This is a genomic window from Alteromonas sp. ABE4_545 (assembly GCF_056161325.1).
Genome location: NZ_JBSWYY010000002.1, coordinates 58,947 through 79,290 on the forward strand (window position 1 = coordinate 58,947; position 20,344 = coordinate 79,290).

Genomic DNA, 20,344 nt, shown 5'->3' on the forward strand with positions numbered 1-20,344 from the left:
GTTAGTTAACCCGTTGTGTTTCAACTCGAATTAATGCTGGCTTTAGCCCTTCACTCTTGGCTTCAATCACAATGGAACCTGCTGCGTCTTGCTCGCCACGGACAATCGCCAGAGCTTTGCCACTAAACGCTTCACGAGTAGCGGATGTAAAGGGAGTAAAGCTAGTCGAGTCTCCGTTGTCAGTCGCCACTAATTCCCCGTGGCCTGAAACCGTAAATTGGATCGTATTGGTTGCAGTAGGCACAACACGGCCTTGGTCATCGATGACATCTAGGGTAATAAAAGACAAATCTTCTCCGTCGGCGCGAATGACACTTCTGTCTGCGGTAAGCTTTAACCCAAACGGTTTATTTGTAGTATGCACCGCCTCTTCTGCCCACACTTTGCCGTTTTTATAAGCCACCGCTTTTACTTCGCCAGGTGTATAAACAGTGTTATCAAAGCGAATCCGGTAAGTCAGTGGGGCCATTTTTTTACGCCCTTGCGATTCACCGTTAATAAATAACTCTACTTCATCTCCCGACGTAAACACGTGAATTGGCGTTATCTCGCCCTCTCTTCCCGCCCAATTCCAATGCGGCAATATGTGTACCATTGGGAGCTCAGAGCGCCATTGGCTTTGGTACAAATAAAACCGGTCCTTTTTGAAGCCGGCTAAATCTATCATGCCTGAATAAGAACTGCGGGCAGAATAATAGGGGGTTGGCTCGCCGATATAATCCCATCCATTCCATACAAATTGTCCGGCCACATAAGGGTGAGTATCAATATATTTGAACACTTTATCTGCCGACGAACCAAAATCCACCGCGTGCAACTCATAGGCACTCACTTGGTGAATGCTTGAATCGCCGCCGCGTCCATCACGCACGGGCGCGCTCATCTCTGGGCTAACCGGAAATAGATAAATCCCTCGTGAGCTGAACGCCGATGCCGTTTCACTCGATAAGATAACTTTGTCTGGATGCGCTTGATGAAACGCGGGATAAGAAGGCGGCGTACGAATGCGGTTCGTGCCTTCAAATTCTGGCGATTGGCGGATCCCTTCACCTTGATAGTTCAAGCTAATAAGATCCATCGCACCAGAAAAAGGAAAGTCAGCCTTAGCCCAATTCATCGACGCGGTCACAGGACGGGTTGGGTCTTCTTGCTTCACTATGGCTTTTAATTGCATAGCAACATCAGCCCCAGCTTGCCCGGTATATTGCTCGCCCACTTCATTACCTATGTACCACATGATCACCGAAGGATGATTGCGATCTCGCCTAACCAAAGCTCTCAGATCTTGCTCGTGCCAATCCGCAAATATCAGATGGAAATCATGAGGCGTCTTCTTCTTATACCAACTGTCAAAGGATTCATTGAGCACCAAAATCCCCATTTTGTCGGTCAATTCAAGCAGTTCTGGTGCGGGTGGATTATGCGCTAAACGAATCGCGTTCACGCCCATTTCTCTGAGCACTTCTAATTGACGTTCAGCTGCCCGCACGTTAAACGCCGCCCCCAGTGCGCCAAGGTCATGGTGCTGATTTACCCCTTGTAAGGGGATACGCTCGCCATTCACCACCACACCTCGGTTTGGGTCAAATTGTAAGTCTCGAATACCGAAGGGTGTGCGATACTCATCAAGCATCACGCCATCACGCGTAAGTTGTGTAACGATGACATAACGATGGGGAGTTTGAGTTGGTGCAGGCCCCCACAACTGGGGCTTAATTACCTTAGTCTGTAACGAAACCAAATGGGTAGATTGGGCGCTAAGTTTAAGCTGTTGTGTGGGAAAATGAGCCACTACCTTGCCGGCAATTTCCTCGTGTTCATTTAACTTGTAAATGGCATTTTCAACCTTCACATCAACGGCGTTAGCGAGGTTATTTTCCACGGTGACAGACAAATTCACTTTTGCAGACTCACGGCTCACATGATCAGTAATCACCTGTGTTCCCCACTGAGCAACGTGTACTGAGTCGGTTTTCACTAACCATACATTTCTGTAAATGCCACCTCCGGGATACCAGCGTGATGAGTTAGCGGGATTGTCGAGCCGAATCGCTAGCTGGTTATTGCCACCAAAATCTAGATAGGGTGTCAGGTCTAAGCGATAAGAACTGTAACCATAAGGCCACCCTCCTACCAAGTGCCCATTTAGCCACACCATGGAATAAGACATCGCACCATCAATATCCAAATAGATCCGCTTTGAAGCATCAGACTGGCTGATAGAAAACTGTTTGCGATACCACGCCACACCTGGGCTAGGCAGACGCCCCATTCCGCCCCCTACTTCTGGATTGTCACCAGTGTAAAACGGGCCCTGAATTGCCCAATCATGTGGCAGGGTTACCGCTTGCCAGTGCGAATCATCGAATTGCAGTTGAACAAAAGGGAATTGCTGACCAGGGTCGCCATTTGGGCGTGAGTGATGCTTTGCTTTATCGCGGATAAAGGCATTACCTGAGGGCAATATCCAAGGTTTTAATACCTGTTTTTGAGATTGGGTAACAACAGCATCCGTGGGTTTTGCATCCGCATTCTGACTATCATCAAAACCTTCAACGTCTGGCCGTACATCATAAATTAACGTGTCGGCCAAACTTCGATTCTCATACTTGAAGAAACGCCAGTCATCGTTAAATGCTTGTCGCTCTCGCGGCGCACCCATTGCGCTAGTCGATATAGCCATTAGCAATATCAACCAAAGCTTGGCCTGAATTCGTCCTTTCATTGTTACCGTCAACCTTGTCATAAAACCGCATGAAAGCCGAGACTAGTCGACCTCACAAACGTATGAAAGGCTTATGCAAATAACGTAATTCAGAAATGAATTTCCAGAAGACAGAGGAAATACTTGGCTAGAGGGCGATTACAAATCTAACCAAGAGGCCGGATTAAGCGCCTTACCTTTGTGACGGATTTCAAAATACAGGTTGGGCGAAATTTGCCCACCACTTTGCCCTAACAAGGCGATGGTTTCACCTTTTCCTACTAAGTCGCCCGCTTGTTTGAGCAGCGCTTGGTTGTGCCCATACACACTCATAAAGCCATCGCCATGATCGAGAATAGCCACCAAGCCAAAGCCTTTTAGCCAGTCAGCATAAAGCACGCGCCCCGGAGCAATCGCACTGATACTACTGCCTTCTCGCCCTTCAATAATAATTCCCTTCCAGCGAACCTGGCCTTGGCGACGTTTCCCAAATAATTTGCGGAATGATCCAGATGCAGGTTTAGGCAACTTGCCTTTTAAATTCGACAAGCCGGTCAAATCTGCCACTTCAACCGTGTTGCGTTTTGCTCTTTCTATGGCTTCCACTAAGGCTTGTTCAGCTTCTCTTAATTGAGCAATACGACTTTCATCGGTACGGATCTTCACCGAGAGTTTTTTCAGGGTTTGTTCTCGGTCTTGTTGGCGTGCACTCAATTCGTTTTGTCGAGATTCTTGTTGTTGCACCAAAGCCACTAGCTCTGAAGCTTTTTGTTCCAGCTCAGTATTGACAGCTTCGAGTTCATCAACCTTATTGCGAAAACTTACTATCTGTTCTTGGCGTGCTTCATTCACGTATTGATAGTAGGTAATAACACGTTCAAAGGTGCGGGCATCTTCTTGATTAAAAATCATTTTTGCATAGTCGTAATGACCCGCCATAAAGGCGCTACGCAACTGACTCGCTAGCAGCGACTGCTGCTGAGAAATGCTTTGTTTTAACTCACCTTGACGTTTTTTGAGCTGAGCTTGTCGTTCGCGATTTTCGCCCAGCGATGATTTGGTTTGATTGAGCTGGCTAGCCACACGGCCAATTTCTCGCTCTGAGTTTTCCAGCACCTGTTGAAGCTCTTCAGCGCTTGCGCGGTTGGCGGCCAAGGTTGCTTGACGTGATTGCAGTTCTTCTTGTAGGCGTTCAAGCGCAACTTGAGGGTCGTCTGACTCTTGCGCATTCGCCCATTGAGACAATGAGGCACACAACAGTAATACTGCCCAAATTAACCTTGTTCCCTTGAAGCTCAACATGCCGTTCCTGTTATTATTTTAAGCGTGAAGATGGCAAACGAAATCGCAACCAACGACGATGAGTACTATTAAACACTTTGACGTCATTGCTTGCAATCCATCTATCCGCCCAAATATCACCTATGTCGAAAGTGATTGCATATAGATGGGCAAATAAAACCGCAATACTCATAAGGATTTAGCTCTGTACGGTATTCAGGCTGGTTTCTGTCGCTATTTTCTATATACTTTGCTCTCTTTTTTAACAATACGCGTCCCAAGGTTTGAGGTAATGGATCAATTAATCGAATTCGCCAGCAATCATGTCTACTTGTCAGCTATTTGGGCTGTACTTGTGGTTGCGTTAATTTACACCTTTGTTGCCGGCATCGTTTCGCCAATCAAAGAAGTAAATACACATGAAATGACACAATTGGTGAATAAACAAGACGCTGTGGTATTAGACACACGCCAGCAAAAAGACTTTAAAGCAGGTCACATCTTAGGTGCGCGTCAAATAAAACAGGAAGAGCTTCGCCAGAAGAACTTCTCAAAGCTTGAAAAATATAAGAGCAAGCCCATTATTGTTGTATGTGCAATGGGTAACTCTGCACGTGCGACCGCCGCAGCTATGAAGAAAGAAGGTTTCGAGCAAGCTGTAGTATTAAAAGGTGGCATGAACGCTTGGCAAACAGCTGGCTTACCCATTTCGAAATAACACGAAAGGTCTGTTGTGAGCAAAGTAGAAATTTACACCAAAGCTTATTGCCCTTATTGCACTCGCGCAAAATCGCTGTTGAATGCAAAAGGTGTCACATTTACTGAGTATGCTATCGACGCAAACCCAGAACTACGCGACGTGATGATCGAGCGAGCCAACGGTGGTTACACCGTGCCGCAAATCTTTATCAACAATCAGCATATTGGCGGTTGTGACGATATGGTCGCGTTAGAATATAAGAATCAATTAGATGCATTGCTGGCCGAGTAACGCCGTCGCATCTTCATTAAAACTATAGGAAAAATCATGTCTGAAGAAAATCAAGCAAATGGCGCAGCAGCCGGTCAAGCACCGCAGTTCAACATTCAACGCATCTACACAAAAGACATTTCTTTTGAATCACCAAATGCACCTGCGATCTTCACTAAAGAGTGGAAACCAGAAGTTAAACTAGACATCGACACTACCACCAACAAACTAGACGGTAACTTGTTTGAAGTTGTATTGTCGGTAACAGTAACCGCTTCTCTAGGCGAAGAAACGGGTTTCTTGTGTGAAGTAGAACAAGCCGGTATTTTCGCTATTGGCGAAGATTTACCAGAAGCAAACAAAGCGCACTTGTTGGGTTCTTTCTGCCCTAACACCTTGTTCCCTTACGCGCGTGAAACAATTTCAAACATGGTTAACCGTGGTACTTTCCCTCCACTTAACCTTGCACCAGTTAACTTTGACGCTATTTTTGCTGCTTACATGCAAAAACGTGCGCAAGAAGCACAAGGTCAGGCGCCTAGACAAGACGCTTGAACTGTACACTGATGAATTCTGCATCTGTAACAGTATTGGGGGCGGGCTCGTATGGCACCGCCCTCGCTTTTTGTCTGTCCCGAAATGCAACGCCCACGTTGTTATGGGGTCGAGACAAAGCGCATCTTGCACAGCTGGCCGAAACGCGCCAAAACGCGCGTTATTTGCCCGGTGCGACTTTCCCAAACGCGCTCACCATAGAGCCTGATCTCACCACTGCTATTGCTGCGAGTCAGGACATATTGGTGGTTGTGCCAAGCCATGCATTTAAACAAATGCTTGAGTCGATCAAGCCTATGCTCCAACCCGGTCACCGCATTTTGTGGGCGACAAAAGGGCTTGAGCCGGGCACCGGACGATTGCTCAAAGAAGTGGCCCAAGATGTATTGGGTGAAGCCTATCCATTGGCGGTTTTATCTGGCCCTACTTTTGCGAAAGAAATGGCCGCGGGTTTACCTACCGCAATCTCGTTGTCTTCGACTGATGAAGCGTTAGCCGACGATTTTGCCGCTAAGCTCCATTGTGCCAAAACGTTCCGAGTGTATAAGAACCTCGATTTCATTGGCGTACAATTAGGTGGCGCAGTGAAAAACGTCATTGCGATTGGTGCAGGTTTAGCTGATGGTCTTGGTTTTGGTGCCAACGCACGTACAGCTTTGATCACTCGTGGTCTGGCAGAGCTGACTCGCTTAGGCGTAAAGGTTGGTGCACAGCCTGAAACCTTTATGGGCATGGCAGGACTGGGCGACTTGGTTCTCACTTGTACCGATAATCAATCACGCAACCGCCGCTTTGGTCTGGCGCTTGGTCAAGGCAAGTCAGTTGAAACGGCAATGGAAGAAATTGGCCAGGTAGTTGAAGGCTATCGCAATACCGAAGAAGTCCAGGTATTAGCCAAGCGTGTTGATGTAGAGATGCCCATTTGCGAGCAAATATACGAAGTGCTCTACAACAACAAACCAGCCAAAGAGGCGGCGTTTGCGCTATTAGGCAGAGACTTGAAAATGGAATAGAGGCCGTGTTTTCACGTTACCTCTAATAAAAAAGCCGCGTCACGATGAATAAGTGAAGCGGCTTTTTTTACATGTTCTTTCGCCCAATGTCGGCTTTTGTCCATAACTAGCAAGAAGGGGCTAACTGCCTCTGCTGTTCGGGGAACAACGAGACTGCCACACCTAACAGGGGCACACAAACCACCAGCATACCTAACCAAGCCAGACTTAAATCGGTAACGTATTGATTCACAATACCTGCGGCTAACGGGAATAAGGCAGCAATTGAATAACCCACGCCTTGTACAATGGCCGTAAGTAGCCCAGCTTCGGTGTTACTCGATGCCTTTTCTAACGTGGTCACAATCGACAACGGGAACATAGCCCCAATACCCAACCCTAAGCACAGAATACAACTCACCAGCATGGCTTCTGGCGCAAAGGCCAGTTGTAATAAGCCCACTAAGATCGCACTAATCGCAGTAAGTAATCCGGTGCGTAAACTCACATTTTTATTCAGTAAGTAAGCGACGAGAAAGCCAGCAATAATTTCGGTGCCAGTAAGTGCACTCAACAAAGTGCCTGAGGCCGTTTCTGACCACCCTAATTGTTGATAATAAGCGGGCAACCACGCCAGTACCAAAACATAACCACCTGTGCTGATGCCAAATAACAGGCACAGCTTAATGATGGGCAAGCCTTTTCGAATAGGCTGTACTGCTTGTTTACTCAGTGAGCGAGCTTGTCGGCCACGTAATTGCGCCTGAACCCATACCACCAAGGCAATAGCCGCAGGAACTGCCCATACACCCAACGCGATTTGCGTGTCGAATGCACGGTAAACGAGAGGTGTTGTGGCACTGGCAATAGCTGCCCCAGCCATAATAGAGGTAGTATAAAGCGCAGTAACCGTGCCGGCTTTTTCGGCAAAAACCGTTTTTATCACACCGGGGATGAAGGCTTGAGCAATCGCAATCCCTCCCCCAGCTAGCACAGCACTCAGCATCAATAATTCCGATGACAATGACAGTGCCCGAGCAATACAAGCGGCAATGATCAACACCAGAGCCAGTGCACACCCAGTAAAAGCAGACAAGCGAATTACGCCAAACCCAACCAGCAAGGCTAATAAACCCATTAACAGCGTTGGAACACTGGTAAGTAAAGCAAAACCGCCTTCACTCAAACCAGAAGCAGCCTGAATTTGCCCCACAAGAGGAGACAAAGACGCCAGCAAAGGGCGCAAGTTAATGCCTATGAGCATTATCGCCAAAGCAAGCAAGGTCGCTGAACCAAAAATACGCTGCATGTTTTCTCTCAAGTTGGTAAAGTATCTCGACGCAAAGATACTTTTAATTTATCTCTATGTCGAGATAACTAACTTTACGTAGAGATAAACTGTGGAAAGAAAAATGGACAGAGCCAGCAGAGCAGAGCAGCAGTGGAATAAAGAGTGTCCCGAGTTACCAACCGAGTCTATGGTGATATTCGGTCGATTAGGTGAACTTTATCAATTGGTTAGCCAAAAAATACTGGCTCCTAACTTCGCCGAATTTGGCTTACAACCTGGAGAATTTGACGTATTGGCTACACTACGCCGAAGTGGCGAGCCTTATACGCTTGCACCGACAGAGTTGTATCAAACGGCGATGATCTCATCAGGCAGTATGACAAACCGCCTCGACCACCTTGCCAAAGCAGGATTAATAGAACGCTTGCCCAACCCTAAAGACAAACGCGGCAACTTGGTAAAACTCACCGCAAAAGGGCAATCCGTCATAGACGCAGCCATTGTGCCCCATATCGATAATCAGACTGACATTCTGGCCGTATTGTCTTCGCAAGAGCGCGAACAGTTGTCGTCAATGCTATTGAAGCTTGTGCACAACGTTGATCCACAAGACGTCGAGGATTAAACCTAGATACGACAAGTTTCCTAATTTTACGCCAAGTCTGCATGCGATTAATAAAATCAACTTCTATAATCACCAACAGTCAGAAATGCACTGACAGAATATTGAAATGCCTGACTTTCAATGTTCAACAATAACAATGAGGTGAACTATGTTTTATAAAACGTTGATTGCTGCGGCCTTGGCTGGTTCAGCTTTAATGGCAAATGCAGGAGAACTTGCACACTGGAGTTACGACGGTCAGGACGGCCCAACACACTGGGGTGAACTAGCGACAGATTTTTCTACCTGCGCAGTCGGTAAAAACCAATCTCCGGTGAATATCAGTGGCGCCATAGATAGCGACCTGACTGAAATTAAACTGGATTATAAACCTGGCGGCTTTGAAGTGATTAATAATGGCCACACTATTCAGGTTAACTACCAACCGGGAAGCCACATTACCCTCGATGGTCACGAATACGAACTAAAGCAATTTCATTTTCACTCACCCAGTGAAAATTTAATTGAAAGCCGACAATATCCCATGGAAGCTCACTTTGTACATGCTGACAAGGATGGGAATTTAGCCGTTGTCGCCGTCATGTTTGAATCAGGCCCAGAAAACAAAACCCTGTCTACGGTTTGGAATCACATGCCTCATAATGCCGGAGAAAAACAATCTCTCATGCAGTTGGCTTCCGCAGGTGATTTAATCCCTGCAGAAAAAACCTATTTCCGTTTTAACGGCTCACTCACCACCCCACCTTGTTCTGAAGGGGTCACTTGGTTAGTGATGGATCATTCGGACGATGCTTCAGCTGAACAGCTCAATGCTTTTTTACATACCATGCATCACAGCAACAATAGACCGGTTCAGCCTTTAAACGCACGAATTATTGTAAGGTAACGGTATTATTCAAACAGGTTTGGTTGTCACCAAACCTGTTTTTAATGCTCGTCTTAGCGATTTTCCCCTCATCAATCTGGTACTGAGTAGCTAAGATTGTCACTTAAGTACGGCACCACCAGCATCTGGGTGTAGTCTCGCGATATCGAGTAAAGATAACAATGCTAAGCCAGCGGTGAAGTAAAAAGTGAGCTGAAAATCAATTAACTCATGGCTTGCCGCACTGTTTCCACACAGCCATGTAGCAATTGCCAATAACAAGGCACCAACAGCAATGCCTAACCCGCGGTTCATTTGATTAATGATCCCACTGAGCGTATTGGCATCGCGCATTTTCTCCTCTGGCACATCCGAAAATGCAATAGAGTTGAGGGCTGTAAAGTGCATGGAACGGTTCATTCCACTTACGAATAAAAGTAACGATATCAACCAATAGGGTGTGGTTGTCGATACAGTACCAATCAACGCAAACCCCGCCGATATCATCACTACATTAACTAATAGCACGCGCTTGAAACCAAAGGTATTCATCAACCACGTAGTGATGGTTTTCATGGCCAGATTGCCGGCAAACAACCACAGCAATAATGACCCAGCTTCCACGGCGGTATAGCCAAAGGTAAGCTGAAACATCAGAGGTAACAAAAAGGGCGCACTTCCAATTGCAATGCGAGCCAGAGAGCCACTTAATACCGATAATCGAAAAGTGTGATATTGCAGCGCATAGAAAGTAAATAACGGCGTATCACTGCGATGTAGGTGAAAGATAGCCGTGCCTAAAACACCGAAACCAGCAAGCACTAATAGTGAAGGTATAAGCGCAATTTGCCCTGCACTACTGAGTAACTCCAAGCCAGCCATAAATAAGCCAAAGCCAATACCACAAAGACTAAAGCCGACTAAATCAAACTTACCTGTTTGTCTTTTCTCATTATCGATAAGTAAAAAAGTCGCGATAAGAGCAACTGCACCAAAGGGCAAGTTTATTAAAAACACCCACTGCCACCCCCAATTCATAGCAATCCAGCCGCCGAGTATTGGACCAATCAGCGGGGCGGTCAGCGCTGGCCATGTTAGCAGTGCAATCGCATTTACCAACTGGGCTTTACTAGTTGATCGCAATACCACTAATCGTCCCACCGGCACCATCATTGCCCCGCCCACGCCTTGAACAATACGCGCTAGGGTAAATGTAATAAGAGAGTCACTCAGCGCGCACAAAACAGAAGCAAAGCTGAACACGCAAATAGCACCCGCAAACACGTTGCGAGGGCCAATACGATCTGTGATCCAGCCTGACAAAGGCACAAATATCGTCACGGCTACCAGATAAGCTGATACGCCAATGGACAAATGCGAAGCCGCAACACCAAAGTCGTTGGCGATAATCGGGAGTGATGTTGTAATTACAGTTGCATCCATGATTTCCATAAAGGTAGTGGCGGCAACCAACAAGGCAATAGCAACGGGTCTGTCAATGGGGGGCATAGTCTTCCTAGTATCTAAACACGCTCTCATTTTAGCACGAACAACACTCTGCAATGAGCCGAAATAGACAAGTTTGCCGCCCCTCGCGGTTATTAGAAAGCAAAACGGCACCCTATGGATGCCGTTAATTGAACCGTAAAAAACGCGGAGACTTAGTCTTTTACAAAGCCTTCATTAGCACGCACCGTTAACGGGTGATAACCCGGTTTGGCTTGTTCAAACGCTTTCTTAGCAAAGGCTTTACCTTCTGGCGTTTGCGACAGCGCACGATAAAGTGGTTTCACCAACTTATTGCGCCCAATGTGTACTAAATAATCGTGCAAACGAGGGTAAGCTGCTTTGTATTCATTACGCACAGCAATCATTAACCAGCTATGTGCAATTTCATTATTCTTGCTCTGCGTAAGGTTAAACGCCGAATCCAAAGCCACCAATTGCTCGTTCGACAACGTTTCAGGCATGTTATTGAGGAAGTACAACCATTCATGAGTCGTCCAGTTTGCAGTTTGAATATCAGCCACAAACAAGTCACCCGCTAACCACGCTGAGCGCGCATCATCAATTAAAGTAAACGCGTTCGACTTAGGATGCGGTGCCCCTTCTGGAATACCCGGCGCAAAAATCCACTGTTCAATGCGGGCTTGATCGAGCTTGTCAGGGTATTGCTTCAACAAAGTATCTTGCAAGTAAGCTAAGAATTCATCAGTGGTAATACTCTGGAAAGCAAAGTGCTCAAAGTAGTTCATCAAGAAGGCATCGAAATTATCACGCCCTACTTTTTGCTCAAGCTCACGTAGGAACAATGCGCCCTTCTCGTAAGGAATATTGGAGAACACATCGTCAGGGTTACGACCGCGAAGGTCGATAGCCAGAATTTGGTCGTTCTCAGGTAAATCAGCAATATCGGCCTCTAGGTCTTGATAACCTAATACTGCTTCCATACAGAAACGATCGTGACCATACACCATTTCCATAATGCGGTAGGTTAAATAGGTGGTGAAACCTTCGTTTAACCACAAATCACGCCATGTCGCGTTAGTGACCGTATTACCTGACCAACTATGTGCCAATTCGTGAGCAATCAACGACACCAAGCTCTTGTCACCCGCAATTACTGTGGGAGTGATAAACGACAGGCGAGGATTTTCCATGCCACCAAACGGAAATGACGGTGGCAAAATAAGTAGGTCGTAGCGATCCCAACGATAAGGCCCGTACTTTTTCTCGGTCGCAATCAGCATGCTTTCTGTATCTTCAAACTCGGCGGCTGCCGCATCGAGAAGAGCGGGTTCTGCGTAAACCCCTGTGCGCTCGCCCATCGCTTTAAAATGCAAATCACCAATCGCCAACGCAATCAAATACGACGGAATAGGTTGAGGCATGCTGAATTCATACTCTCCATCGCGAGGAGTTTGCGGGTCGTTAGCCGCACTCATCACCGCAAGTAGATCGTCAGGCGTATGAATGGTTGCATTGTAGGTTACTCGCACTTGTGGCGAGTCTTGTAGCGGAATAAAACTACGGGCGTGAACCGCTTGTGCTTGGGTAAACAAGAACGGGTGATTTTTACCGGCCGTTTGCGCCGGTGTTAACCACTGCACACCCGACGCTTCTGACGAAGTTTGATAAGCAATAGTGACTTTATTCACGCCAGTAGGCAGTTGAATACGAAGCGCTGAACCTAGCTCAGGGTCGGCTTTATCTAAAGTAAATTCCACCGATTTGCCATTTGCTGTAACGCCTTGGATGTCCAAAGCACGGGTGTCTACAACCAATTCACTGGCGTCGGGCTGCACTCGTTTATAGGTTAATGCCGCCGTACCTTTCAAAATATGCGCAGTAAAATCTGCCGTGAGGTCAAGGTCGATATGCGTTACCTTTACCGCTTCGGGGTTAGACAAAGAGTGATAATCTTTGCCCGATTGAATATGCGTTACCTTTTCGGCATCGGCTTGCGCAACGGCCACCGTTTGCGTGGACGACTCTCCACAAGCAAACAGCAGAGGGGCTGAAAGTACCAGCCAACCAAACTTTTTCATAAATAACCTTATTATCTTGTCGTTAGGTGGTTCGACTGAAATCATACTCGGACTGATTCACAATTCCAGTATTCTCAACGCAAGAATACGTGAAACCTGTCGAATTTAACGCACGAGTGTGGTGGCGAATGCCTGCGCTTTTGATAGAATCCCCCCGAAGTGACCAGCCCCTTTCCAGTCTGGCAGGTTGACTCACTCAGTCACACTTAATGAGGACACACCAACATGACCGACGACGCGCCGAAAAGGCTCAACAAATACATCAGTGATACGGGCTTTTGCTCGCGTAGAGAAGCCGACAAACTGATTGAGCAAGGGCGTGTAACCATTAACGATAAAAAACCCGAGCTAGGCACTAAGGTGTCATCGGGCGATAGGGTTAAAGTCGACAATAAACTCATTGGGGCAGTGGCGAAAGACAAGTCAGACCGCGTCTACATTGCCTATAACAAGCCTATCGGTATTACCTGCACCACCGAGCGTCACGTTAGAGGTAACATCATAGATGCAATCAAACACAAAGAACGCATTTTTCCCATTGGCCGCTTAGACAAACCCTCAGAAGGGCTTATCTTACTCACCAGCGACGGTGATATTGTGAATAAGATTTTGCGTGCCGAAAATGCTCACGACAAAGAATACGAAGTAACGGTGAACCAGCCTATCAGTGAGCGGTTTTTGCAAAAAATGGCGAAAGGCGTACCTATTCTCGGTACGGTGACAAAACCCTGTGTAGTAAAAGCCCGAGGTAAATTTAAATTCAATATTATCCTTACCCAAGGCTTAAACCGACAGATTCGTCGCATGTGCGAATTCTTAGGCTATGAAGTTACCAAACTAAAACGCACGCGTATCATGCACCTGGAACTCGACCAGTTGAAACCTGGCCAATGGCGCAACCTCACCGCCAAAGAGATGAAACAGCTAAATAATGCACTCAAAGGTTCGAGTAAAACAGCCCAATAAACGCGCTACGGTGTGACCAATTTAGGCATGCCGCCAGCCGCTAGATACACGTCAACTGAACCAATAAGTAAATCTCGATAACTATTAACTACAGCAAGTTGGGCTGAGAACCAGCTGCGCTGAGCATTAAGCAGGGTGAGAAAATCGGTGTCACCCGATTTATAGCGAATCTCCGACAGTTGATACAAGCGACGATTATTGTCGAGTTCTTGCAAGTCTAACTGATAGGCTTGTTCTAGATAACGATAACTGTCCAAACTGTCTAACAGGGTTTGTGTGGCGTCTAGCGTTACCGATTTCACATTGTTTACTGCGATAGACAAAGACACGCGGTTAACCGCTTCTGCCAGAGCCCGCTTGTCGTTGTCAAACAGTGTGGCTGCAGAGCTTAACGCACCGCTCACACTCCATCCATCAGCAAGCGTCAGTAAATCACTCAGCGATAAGCTCGCGCTAAAACTCAAACCCGGTAAACCGGCAATGCTCGCCTGATACACGTCGATATCAGCCAATTGCCACTGCTTAAGCGCAGCTTTTACCTCGGGCTTTTGCGCAATAATACTGGCCGGCTGTGAAATAGTGATATTAGGCAGTGCCAACTCGTTAATATCGGCCGCATAATCCCGAGCGCTAAACCCAGTATCACCAAGCAAAGCCGCAATTTGACGATTGCGCAGCACGATATTGTTTTCAATAGAGAGTAATTCTGCTTTTGCGGCCAACAGTGTATTGCGTTGCTGGGCCACCTCTATCCCCGAGGTATCGCCTGCTTGATAACGAACGTTAATTAACGTTAACAGCTTTTCAGACGCCTCCACATTTTGCCGCGCAATATTTCTGCGTTGTTGCAAACTCAACATGGTGATGTAGTGAGTCGCTAAAGACGCTTGCATTTGTAACGCCGCACTGCGCCACTGTTCTTGTGCCACATCCACGTCGAGTTCTGCCGCCAGTTGCTCTGCTTCACGGCTCCCCCATATATCGAAGTCGTAGCTCACGCCCAATCCCGCGCTGGAACTAGATTGCTGCGTACTGGTGTCGAGATCACGTGCACTTCTGCCACTGGCACTCGCAGTTACCGCCGGTAAATCATCGGCGTGACTGCGTTGATATTGCAACTGCGCCTGAGAGAGTCTGAGCTGCGCATCAGACAAGGTGAGGTTGCTTTGGGTTAACTCGGTCATTAAACCGCTAAGCTCACCCGATTGAAACGACTGCCACCATTGAGCATCAATAACAATAGGCTGCTGTGTATACTGAGAAAAGGCTTCAGGCGCCTCAAATTCAGGGCGCAATTGTGCAGGACTATAAGCACAACCACAAAGCGCTAGTAGCGCAACAAAAGGAACAACTTTGAACACGTGAACTAATCCTCAGCCAATGCATCAATGGGGTTTAACTGAGCGGCTTTATGGGCCGGTGCGTAACCAAAAATCAGCCCCACCACCAGAGAAGTAATAAAGGCCAACACAGGTGGCATCAGCGTGTACGCCACGGCGATATCGAATTGAGAAAGCAAAAAGATAACCACATACCCGAGTAGAATACCGATCAGGCCACCGAGTATGCACACCACCCAAGCCTCAATATTGAACTGCTTGAGAATATCTTTGGGTTTAGCGCCCGTCGCCATGCGCAAACCTATCTCTCGTTTGCGTTCCGAGACATTCACTAACATGATGTTCATTACGCCGATCCCGCCAACAAAGAGGGAAATGCCAGCAACGGAGGCAAGCAGCCAAGTAAGCGTATTTTGCGTTTCTGTCACCGCTTCCACCAAGGAGTCAGTGGTGCGTACCATGACATCTTCTTTGCCATGACGTTGGGTCAATACTGCAAGAATGAGGTCTTGAAGCTCGGTAACTGCGTCAGTGTCGCTGGCTTTTACGGTAATACCACTGAGGTATTCACGACCAAACACTTTCAATCTGCCAGTGGTAATGGGGATTAACACTTCGTCATCCATGTCACTCCCTCCGGCACTCGCTCCTTTAGATTTGAGTACCCCGATCACTTGATAGAACGCACTTTTCATCAAGATGTACTGGCCAACCGCTTGGTATTTATCTTCAAATAGGGTTTCTGCCACTGTGTCGCCAATCACCACAACGGGGGCGTAATCTGCCACATCTTGCTCGGTGAAAAACACGCCTTGGGCCATTTCCCAATCTTTGGCATAGAGGTAGTCTGTAGTGGTGCCCGTAATCCGCCCCGAAAAATCATTTTCTCCATAACGCATGGTATTGCGGCTGGTACGTTCAGGTGCCACGTGAAGTACACCCGGCAAGCCTTTTAACGCATTGGCATCTTCGATCGATAATGTTGCCACATCACCTGAGGCACGAATGTTTGCTCCCCCCGGACGTATCGAAATAAGATTAGTCCCAATCGACTCAATACGTTTCAGTACGTCTTGTTTTCCGCCTTCACCAATTGCCATCATAGTAACAACTGCCGCCACCCCGATGATGATCCCCAACAGGGTGAGTAAGGTTCTAAACCAATTCAAACGCAACGAACCAAACGCCATTGCCAAAGCAGATCCGGTAGAAATACTAGGATAAGGCGTAATGACATTGTTAGATTGAGGGGCAGAAGGCGATATCTGGTCTGTTTGCACGCCAGTATCGGCGACAATTTTACCATCGAGTAGCTGTACTTGCCGCTGTGCATGCTCGGCAACTGCTGGATCATGGGTGATCAGAATCACCGTTACGCCTTCTGTATGCAAAGCTTTAAGCAAGGATAACAGTTGCTCACCACTACTGGAGTCCAACGCCCCTGTGGGTTCATCTGCCAATATAACGTCAGCGCCATTGATTAACGCTCGCGCGACAGACACCCGCTGTTGCTGCCCGCCTGATAATTCTCCCGGTCGATGTTCATCGCGATCCGCCAGACCGAGTTTTGCCAACAGCTGTTTGGCTTTTTCAGTACGCTCAACCTGCGGTGTGCCACTGTAAATTGCAGGCAAAGCCACATTCTCAATGGCCGTTAAAGACGACAATAATTGATAGCGCTGAAACACAAAGCCAAAGGTTTTTAAGCGCAGCGCCGAAAGCTGTTCAACATTCAACGATGCCACCGACTGGCCGCGAATAAGATAGTCACCCTGAGTCGGCTTGTCTAAACAACCCAAAATATTCATCAGGGTCGACTTGCCTGAGCCTGATTGGCCCATAATGGCAATAAACTCACCTTCATTGATCGTGAGGTTGACACCATCAAGCGCGGTAACTTCAACCCCTTCCGAGGCATAACTGCGACTCACATTGCGAAGAGACAATAAAGGCTGATTAGAAGCCACCGCGACGCCCTCTAGGACCATCACCACCCGGTGGTGGCATACCATCAGGCGGCCCCATTTGTTGAGAACGGGTAGTCGTAGTGGCCTTTGTTTCAGAGCGTCGCCCAATCACGACTTGTTCACCGGCCGCTAGGCCTTGGGTAATTTCTACCATAGTGCGGTTTTTAACTCCCGTTTGCACGGGCCGCCTTACCACTTGCTCTCCCTCTTGAACCAACACAAAGGTCATGTTGCCGCGCCCTTTCACAGCAGCAAGTGGTACTACAATTGTGTTTTCACGCTTATCTTGAACAAAAAATACCTGGGTTGTCATCGAGTCCATTAACTTGCCTGTGGTATTTTCAATATCAATGAGCACCTGATACAACACTACATCATTGACTACTTCGGGAGTGGGTAACACCTGACGCACTTCGCTGTAGTAATGCGTATTCATATCGCCAAGTGTGGCAAAATAAACCGGCATGCCTTTTTCAATTTTACTTACGTCAGCTTCTGACACTTCCGCTCGGATCGTCATCGTTTGCAAATCTGAAATCTGCAGTAACGTCGGGGCATTTTGATTGGCATTCAGGGTTTGCCCTTCGCGCACATCAATACTGGCTACTGTGCCATCGATAGGCGCATAAATTTTGGCGAACCCCAATGTGGCGCGATCACCGGCTAATGATGCTTCATCTGCTTTGATTTGAGCGATAGACGCACTGATTTTCGAATCCAGTACCTTGAGTTCTGTTTTACTGCTGTATACGTCATCAGCACTAACAGCATCTTGCGCATAGAGCTCTTCATTGCGTTTGGCGCGAATGATCGACAATTCTCGCTCGGCTTTGAGTTGCGCTAACTGGGCTTTTTTGTTTTCTAAGTCCGCTTCGGTCTTCTGCACTTGGGTTTCAAATACGGTGGCGTCGATTTCTACCAACAAATCGCCTTGCTTCACCACATCGCCTTCTTCCACGCGAATATTTTCTACTTGCCCTGAAACCTGCGCCCCTACTTCTACATAGCGCTTGGGTTCAAGCTGACCTGTCGCGACAATACTTTTTTCAATATCTCCCACTGTGGCTGGAGCAAATAAAAAATCGTCGTGCATTTCAGGCACAGACAATATCTGCCAAAGTGCATATAAAGGGGCACAAACAATCACGAAAAAGAGGGCTCTTTTCGTCCAAACCGATTGAGTAATCGTTTTAAGCATAGTGGCTCGCGTAAAAATTAGTTTGATGGTGGCACTGGAATGTGAACGTTAAAACATCGCCACGCAATTTCGAGGCTAACGTTATAATGGATTTATCGGCAGATACCAAAAGGTGCGTGCCCATTAAGCACACACCTTACTCAACCTTTACATTTTGCTTGAAAATTAGCCTTATTGCTGGCTTTCCAAACCACTCAAAATACTTGTTTGCGTAGGGTTTAGTAGGCCATAAATAGCTTCGCGAACCGACAACATATTAACCAACATTGTCTGATAAGCCGTGCTCGACTGAGACAATAATCTTGCTTTGTTTTGTGTGTATTGCTCGTCAGTCATGTCTAGTTGCATTAGCGCTTCGCGGCTATGCATAAAGGCTTCACGCTGGGTTTTCGCGTCGCTGGCGTATTGAGTGAGTAACACTCTAATGGCATCTTGTTGCTCGGGCAATAGCGCCAATTTTGGCGTCATCAATTCCAATGATTTTTCAATCTGACCATAACTGAGTCCTGCTATCTGCCCCCCTCGTCCATGGTTTTGCTGCATATTTGCAGTTTCTTGTTTGCCTTGGCGATTTCCACGCTGACCTGCCTGTGTCTGCCCACCATGGCCGCCGCGGTTAGCTTGCTGTTCCGTACCTTGTCGATTGCCGCGTTGTCCAGCCTGCGCCTGCCCACCATGGCCGCCGCGATTACCTTGTTGCTCCGCACCTTGGCGATTACCACGTTGCCCCCCTTGAACTTGTGCATCGTCGGGATTCATACTGGGCTGAAAACTCGGTTGCCCGCCATTGAAACCACCTTCGCCTGGCCCGCCAACTGGTTGTGAGGGGGCAAATACATTGATCGCAATCACACTACAGACTACGCTCACTAGCGCAGCTAGAAGTAACTGTTTCATGATGTCTCCTTATTAGGCACAAATTTCATTTTTGCCTGTTCAGTTAATTTGATAGATGCTTGCTTAAGCTTTTTTTCTAATTTGGATTTTTTCATTACAAAGCTTGTTACCCCTGCGATGACCATTACCAAACACAAACTCATCATTACCAACATACTCAGCAAATAAACCGAGGTAATTCCACGTCCGGTGTGTAACGGCAGCATCAATTCATACAATTGCCGACCAGCTGAATAGTCTGCAAATGCTTGGCGTCCTAGGTACGCACCACTGGATGCGTCGATATAAACGATCGAACCCGCCATGCCTAACCAGTCTCCGTCGGTATGAAATCGAAATTGAGCCGCATCAGCATATTGAGCGGGGGTGCGTCGCCCTCCACCAAAGCTAACACTGATCAAATCGCCATTTGGAAATACTGATTTCGCGGTATTTACCGCCCCCTGCCATCCAGCAGCGTGATAGATTCGCGTCTCAGTGTGTGATTCGGTTTGATCTGGCAGCAATAACGACTGAGCAATTGTGCGATAGGTGATCCCCGCCCCCGTCAATGCAAACAGAATGACAACGGCTACTGTAACGATGCCAGAAGACAGATGAGAAAAGTAATAACTGGATATTTTGTTATTCGTTGGCACCAGCCGACGCACTTTGAATGTGCGTCGATGCGGCCACCACAAGTAAATGCCTAGGAGGCTAATCAGCATAGACAACAGCCCTACCCATGCGACGATTTCTGCGCCAGACAGGCCACCCGCGCCTGTTCTACCGAGTAAATAATTGCGATGCAATCGTAGCATAAAACTGAAAAAGCCATCGCGTTGACTGACTTCATGCTCCAATAGCTGTAGCGAATCTGGAGCATAATAGAATTTCTCCCCTCTCAGCGATACGGCAAACGCAGGCACTGACACTGTGGGCAAGAGTATTTGCCGATTAGAGGGGTGCGTCTGGTTTAACTTGGCAACAGCATTTGCAACCTCACTGTTACTGAGAGACGCAGCCTCATAATCCAGTGACTTTTGCATGTCTAAAAAGTCGTCAATACCGGTAACTATGCCACTGACCAAAGTCACAATAAACAACACGCCGAGCGGAAAACCCGCCCAGCGATGTAGCTTAATCAGCACGTTGTTAATCATTGG

Annotated in this window: 17 protein-coding genes; 7 read left to right on the forward strand and 10 right to left on the reverse strand. The window is 47.3% G+C overall.

The genetic code is table 11. The features are described from left to right. Position 1 precedes the first annotated feature (1 nt). Together galB and ACXAH6_RS02715 are read right to left on the reverse strand one after the other, a co-directional pair. On the reverse strand, positions 2-2,725 hold the full coding sequence (galB, locus tag ACXAH6_RS02710; protein WP_474875092.1) for a beta-galactosidase GalB: 2,724 nt from the start codon (positions 2,723-2,725) through the stop codon (positions 2-4). 138 nt (positions 2,726-2,863) lie between these two features. Continuing rightward, positions 2,864-4,006, reverse strand: coding sequence for a murein hydrolase activator EnvC family protein (locus ACXAH6_RS02715; RefSeq protein ID WP_474875093.1), 1,143 nt, complete (start codon positions 4,004-4,006; stop codon positions 2,864-2,866). 271 nt (positions 4,007-4,277) lie between these two features. Here ACXAH6_RS02715 and ACXAH6_RS02720 point away from each other — a divergent pair, with 271 nt between their 5' ends. From ACXAH6_RS02720 to gpsA, 4 genes are read left to right on the forward strand one after another with little or no spacing between them, the layout of a single operon-like run. Beyond that, positions 4,278-4,703, forward strand: coding sequence for a rhodanese-like domain-containing protein (locus ACXAH6_RS02720; protein WP_474875094.1), 426 nt, complete (start codon positions 4,278-4,280; stop codon positions 4,701-4,703). A gap of 15 nt (positions 4,704-4,718) precedes the next feature. Beyond that, positions 4,719-4,976: a glutaredoxin 3 gene (grxC, locus tag ACXAH6_RS02725; RefSeq protein WP_474875095.1), complete on the forward strand. Its 258-nt coding sequence runs from the start codon at positions 4,719-4,721 to the stop codon at positions 4,974-4,976. Positions 4,977-5,012: 36 nt separating this feature from the next. After that, positions 5,013-5,510, forward strand: coding sequence for a protein-export chaperone SecB (gene secB / locus ACXAH6_RS02730; protein WP_474875096.1), 498 nt, complete (start codon positions 5,013-5,015; stop codon positions 5,508-5,510). An 11-nt stretch (positions 5,511-5,521) separates the two neighbouring features. Beyond that, the gene (gpsA, locus tag ACXAH6_RS02735) at positions 5,522-6,523 is read left to right on the forward strand and encodes an NAD(P)H-dependent glycerol-3-phosphate dehydrogenase (RefSeq protein WP_474875097.1); all 1,002 of its coding nucleotides are present in this window, start codon (positions 5,522-5,524) and stop codon (positions 6,521-6,523) included. Between the two features lie 106 nt (positions 6,524-6,629). Here the strand turns inward: gpsA and ACXAH6_RS02740 are convergent, their stop codons facing one another. Continuing rightward, positions 6,630-7,811 (reverse strand): MFS transporter, encoded by a 1,182-nt coding sequence (locus tag ACXAH6_RS02740; protein ID WP_474875098.1) that lies wholly within the window; start codon positions 7,809-7,811, stop codon positions 6,630-6,632. Between the two features lie 103 nt (positions 7,812-7,914). On the opposite strand from ACXAH6_RS02740, the gene ACXAH6_RS02745 reads away from it, so the two are divergent. Both ACXAH6_RS02745 and ACXAH6_RS02750 read left to right on the forward strand, forming a co-directional pair. Continuing rightward, positions 7,915-8,418 carry a MarR family winged helix-turn-helix transcriptional regulator gene (locus tag ACXAH6_RS02745; RefSeq protein WP_474875099.1) on the forward strand — a complete coding sequence of 168 codons (504 nt, stop codon included), beginning with the start codon at positions 7,915-7,917 and terminating at the stop codon, positions 8,416-8,418. A 148-nt stretch (positions 8,419-8,566) separates the two neighbouring features. Beyond that, on the forward strand, positions 8,567-9,304 hold the full coding sequence (locus tag ACXAH6_RS02750) for a carbonic anhydrase (RefSeq protein WP_474875100.1): 738 nt from the start codon (positions 8,567-8,569) through the stop codon (positions 9,302-9,304). 99 nt (positions 9,305-9,403) lie between these two features. On the opposite strand, the gene ACXAH6_RS02755 is transcribed toward ACXAH6_RS02750, so the two are convergent. After that, positions 9,404-10,792 carry an MFS transporter gene (locus tag ACXAH6_RS02755; protein ID WP_474875101.1) on the reverse strand — a complete coding sequence of 463 codons (1,389 nt, stop codon included), beginning with the start codon at positions 10,790-10,792 and terminating at the stop codon, positions 9,404-9,406. Positions 10,793-10,944: 152 nt separating this feature from the next. Next, positions 10,945-12,831: a M1 family metallopeptidase gene (locus ACXAH6_RS02760; protein ID WP_474875102.1), complete on the reverse strand. Its 1,887-nt coding sequence runs from the start codon at positions 12,829-12,831 to the stop codon at positions 10,945-10,947. Positions 12,832-13,056: 225 nt separating this feature from the next. On the opposite strand from ACXAH6_RS02760, the gene rluF reads away from it, so the two are divergent. Beyond that, a complete protein-coding gene (gene rluF, locus ACXAH6_RS02765) occupies positions 13,057-13,797 on the forward strand; it encodes a 23S rRNA pseudouridine(2604) synthase RluF (protein WP_474875103.1) in 741 nt (246 codons plus the stop codon). Positions 13,798-13,802: 5 nt separating this feature from the next. On the opposite strand, the gene ACXAH6_RS02770 is transcribed toward rluF, so the two are convergent. From ACXAH6_RS02770 to ACXAH6_RS02790, 5 genes are all read right to left on the reverse strand, one after another. Next, the gene (locus ACXAH6_RS02770) at positions 13,803-15,158 is read right to left on the reverse strand and encodes a TolC family protein (RefSeq protein ID WP_474875104.1); all 1,356 of its coding nucleotides are present in this window, start codon (positions 15,156-15,158) and stop codon (positions 13,803-13,805) included. A gap of 5 nt (positions 15,159-15,163) precedes the next feature. Next, positions 15,164-17,104 carry a MacB family efflux pump subunit gene (locus ACXAH6_RS02775; RefSeq protein ID WP_474875105.1) on the reverse strand — a complete coding sequence of 647 codons (1,941 nt, stop codon included), beginning with the start codon at positions 17,102-17,104 and terminating at the stop codon, positions 15,164-15,166. Further along, the gene (locus tag ACXAH6_RS02780) at positions 17,094-18,251 is read right to left on the reverse strand and encodes an efflux RND transporter periplasmic adaptor subunit (protein ID WP_474875106.1); all 1,158 of its coding nucleotides are present in this window, start codon (positions 18,249-18,251) and stop codon (positions 17,094-17,096) included. The genes ACXAH6_RS02775 and ACXAH6_RS02780 overlap by 11 nt, the downstream gene beginning before the upstream one ends. A gap of 222 nt (positions 18,252-18,473) precedes the next feature. Next, entirely contained in the window at positions 18,474-19,199 is a 726-nt protein-coding gene (locus tag ACXAH6_RS02785) for a hypothetical protein (protein ID WP_474875107.1), read from the reverse strand. Beyond that, positions 19,196-20,329 (reverse strand): PepSY-associated TM helix domain-containing protein, encoded by a 1,134-nt coding sequence (locus tag ACXAH6_RS02790; RefSeq protein WP_474875108.1) that lies wholly within the window; start codon positions 20,327-20,329, stop codon positions 19,196-19,198. Before ACXAH6_RS02790 ends, ACXAH6_RS02785 begins: the two co-directional genes overlap by 4 nt. Positions 20,330-20,344: the final 15 nt, after the last annotated feature.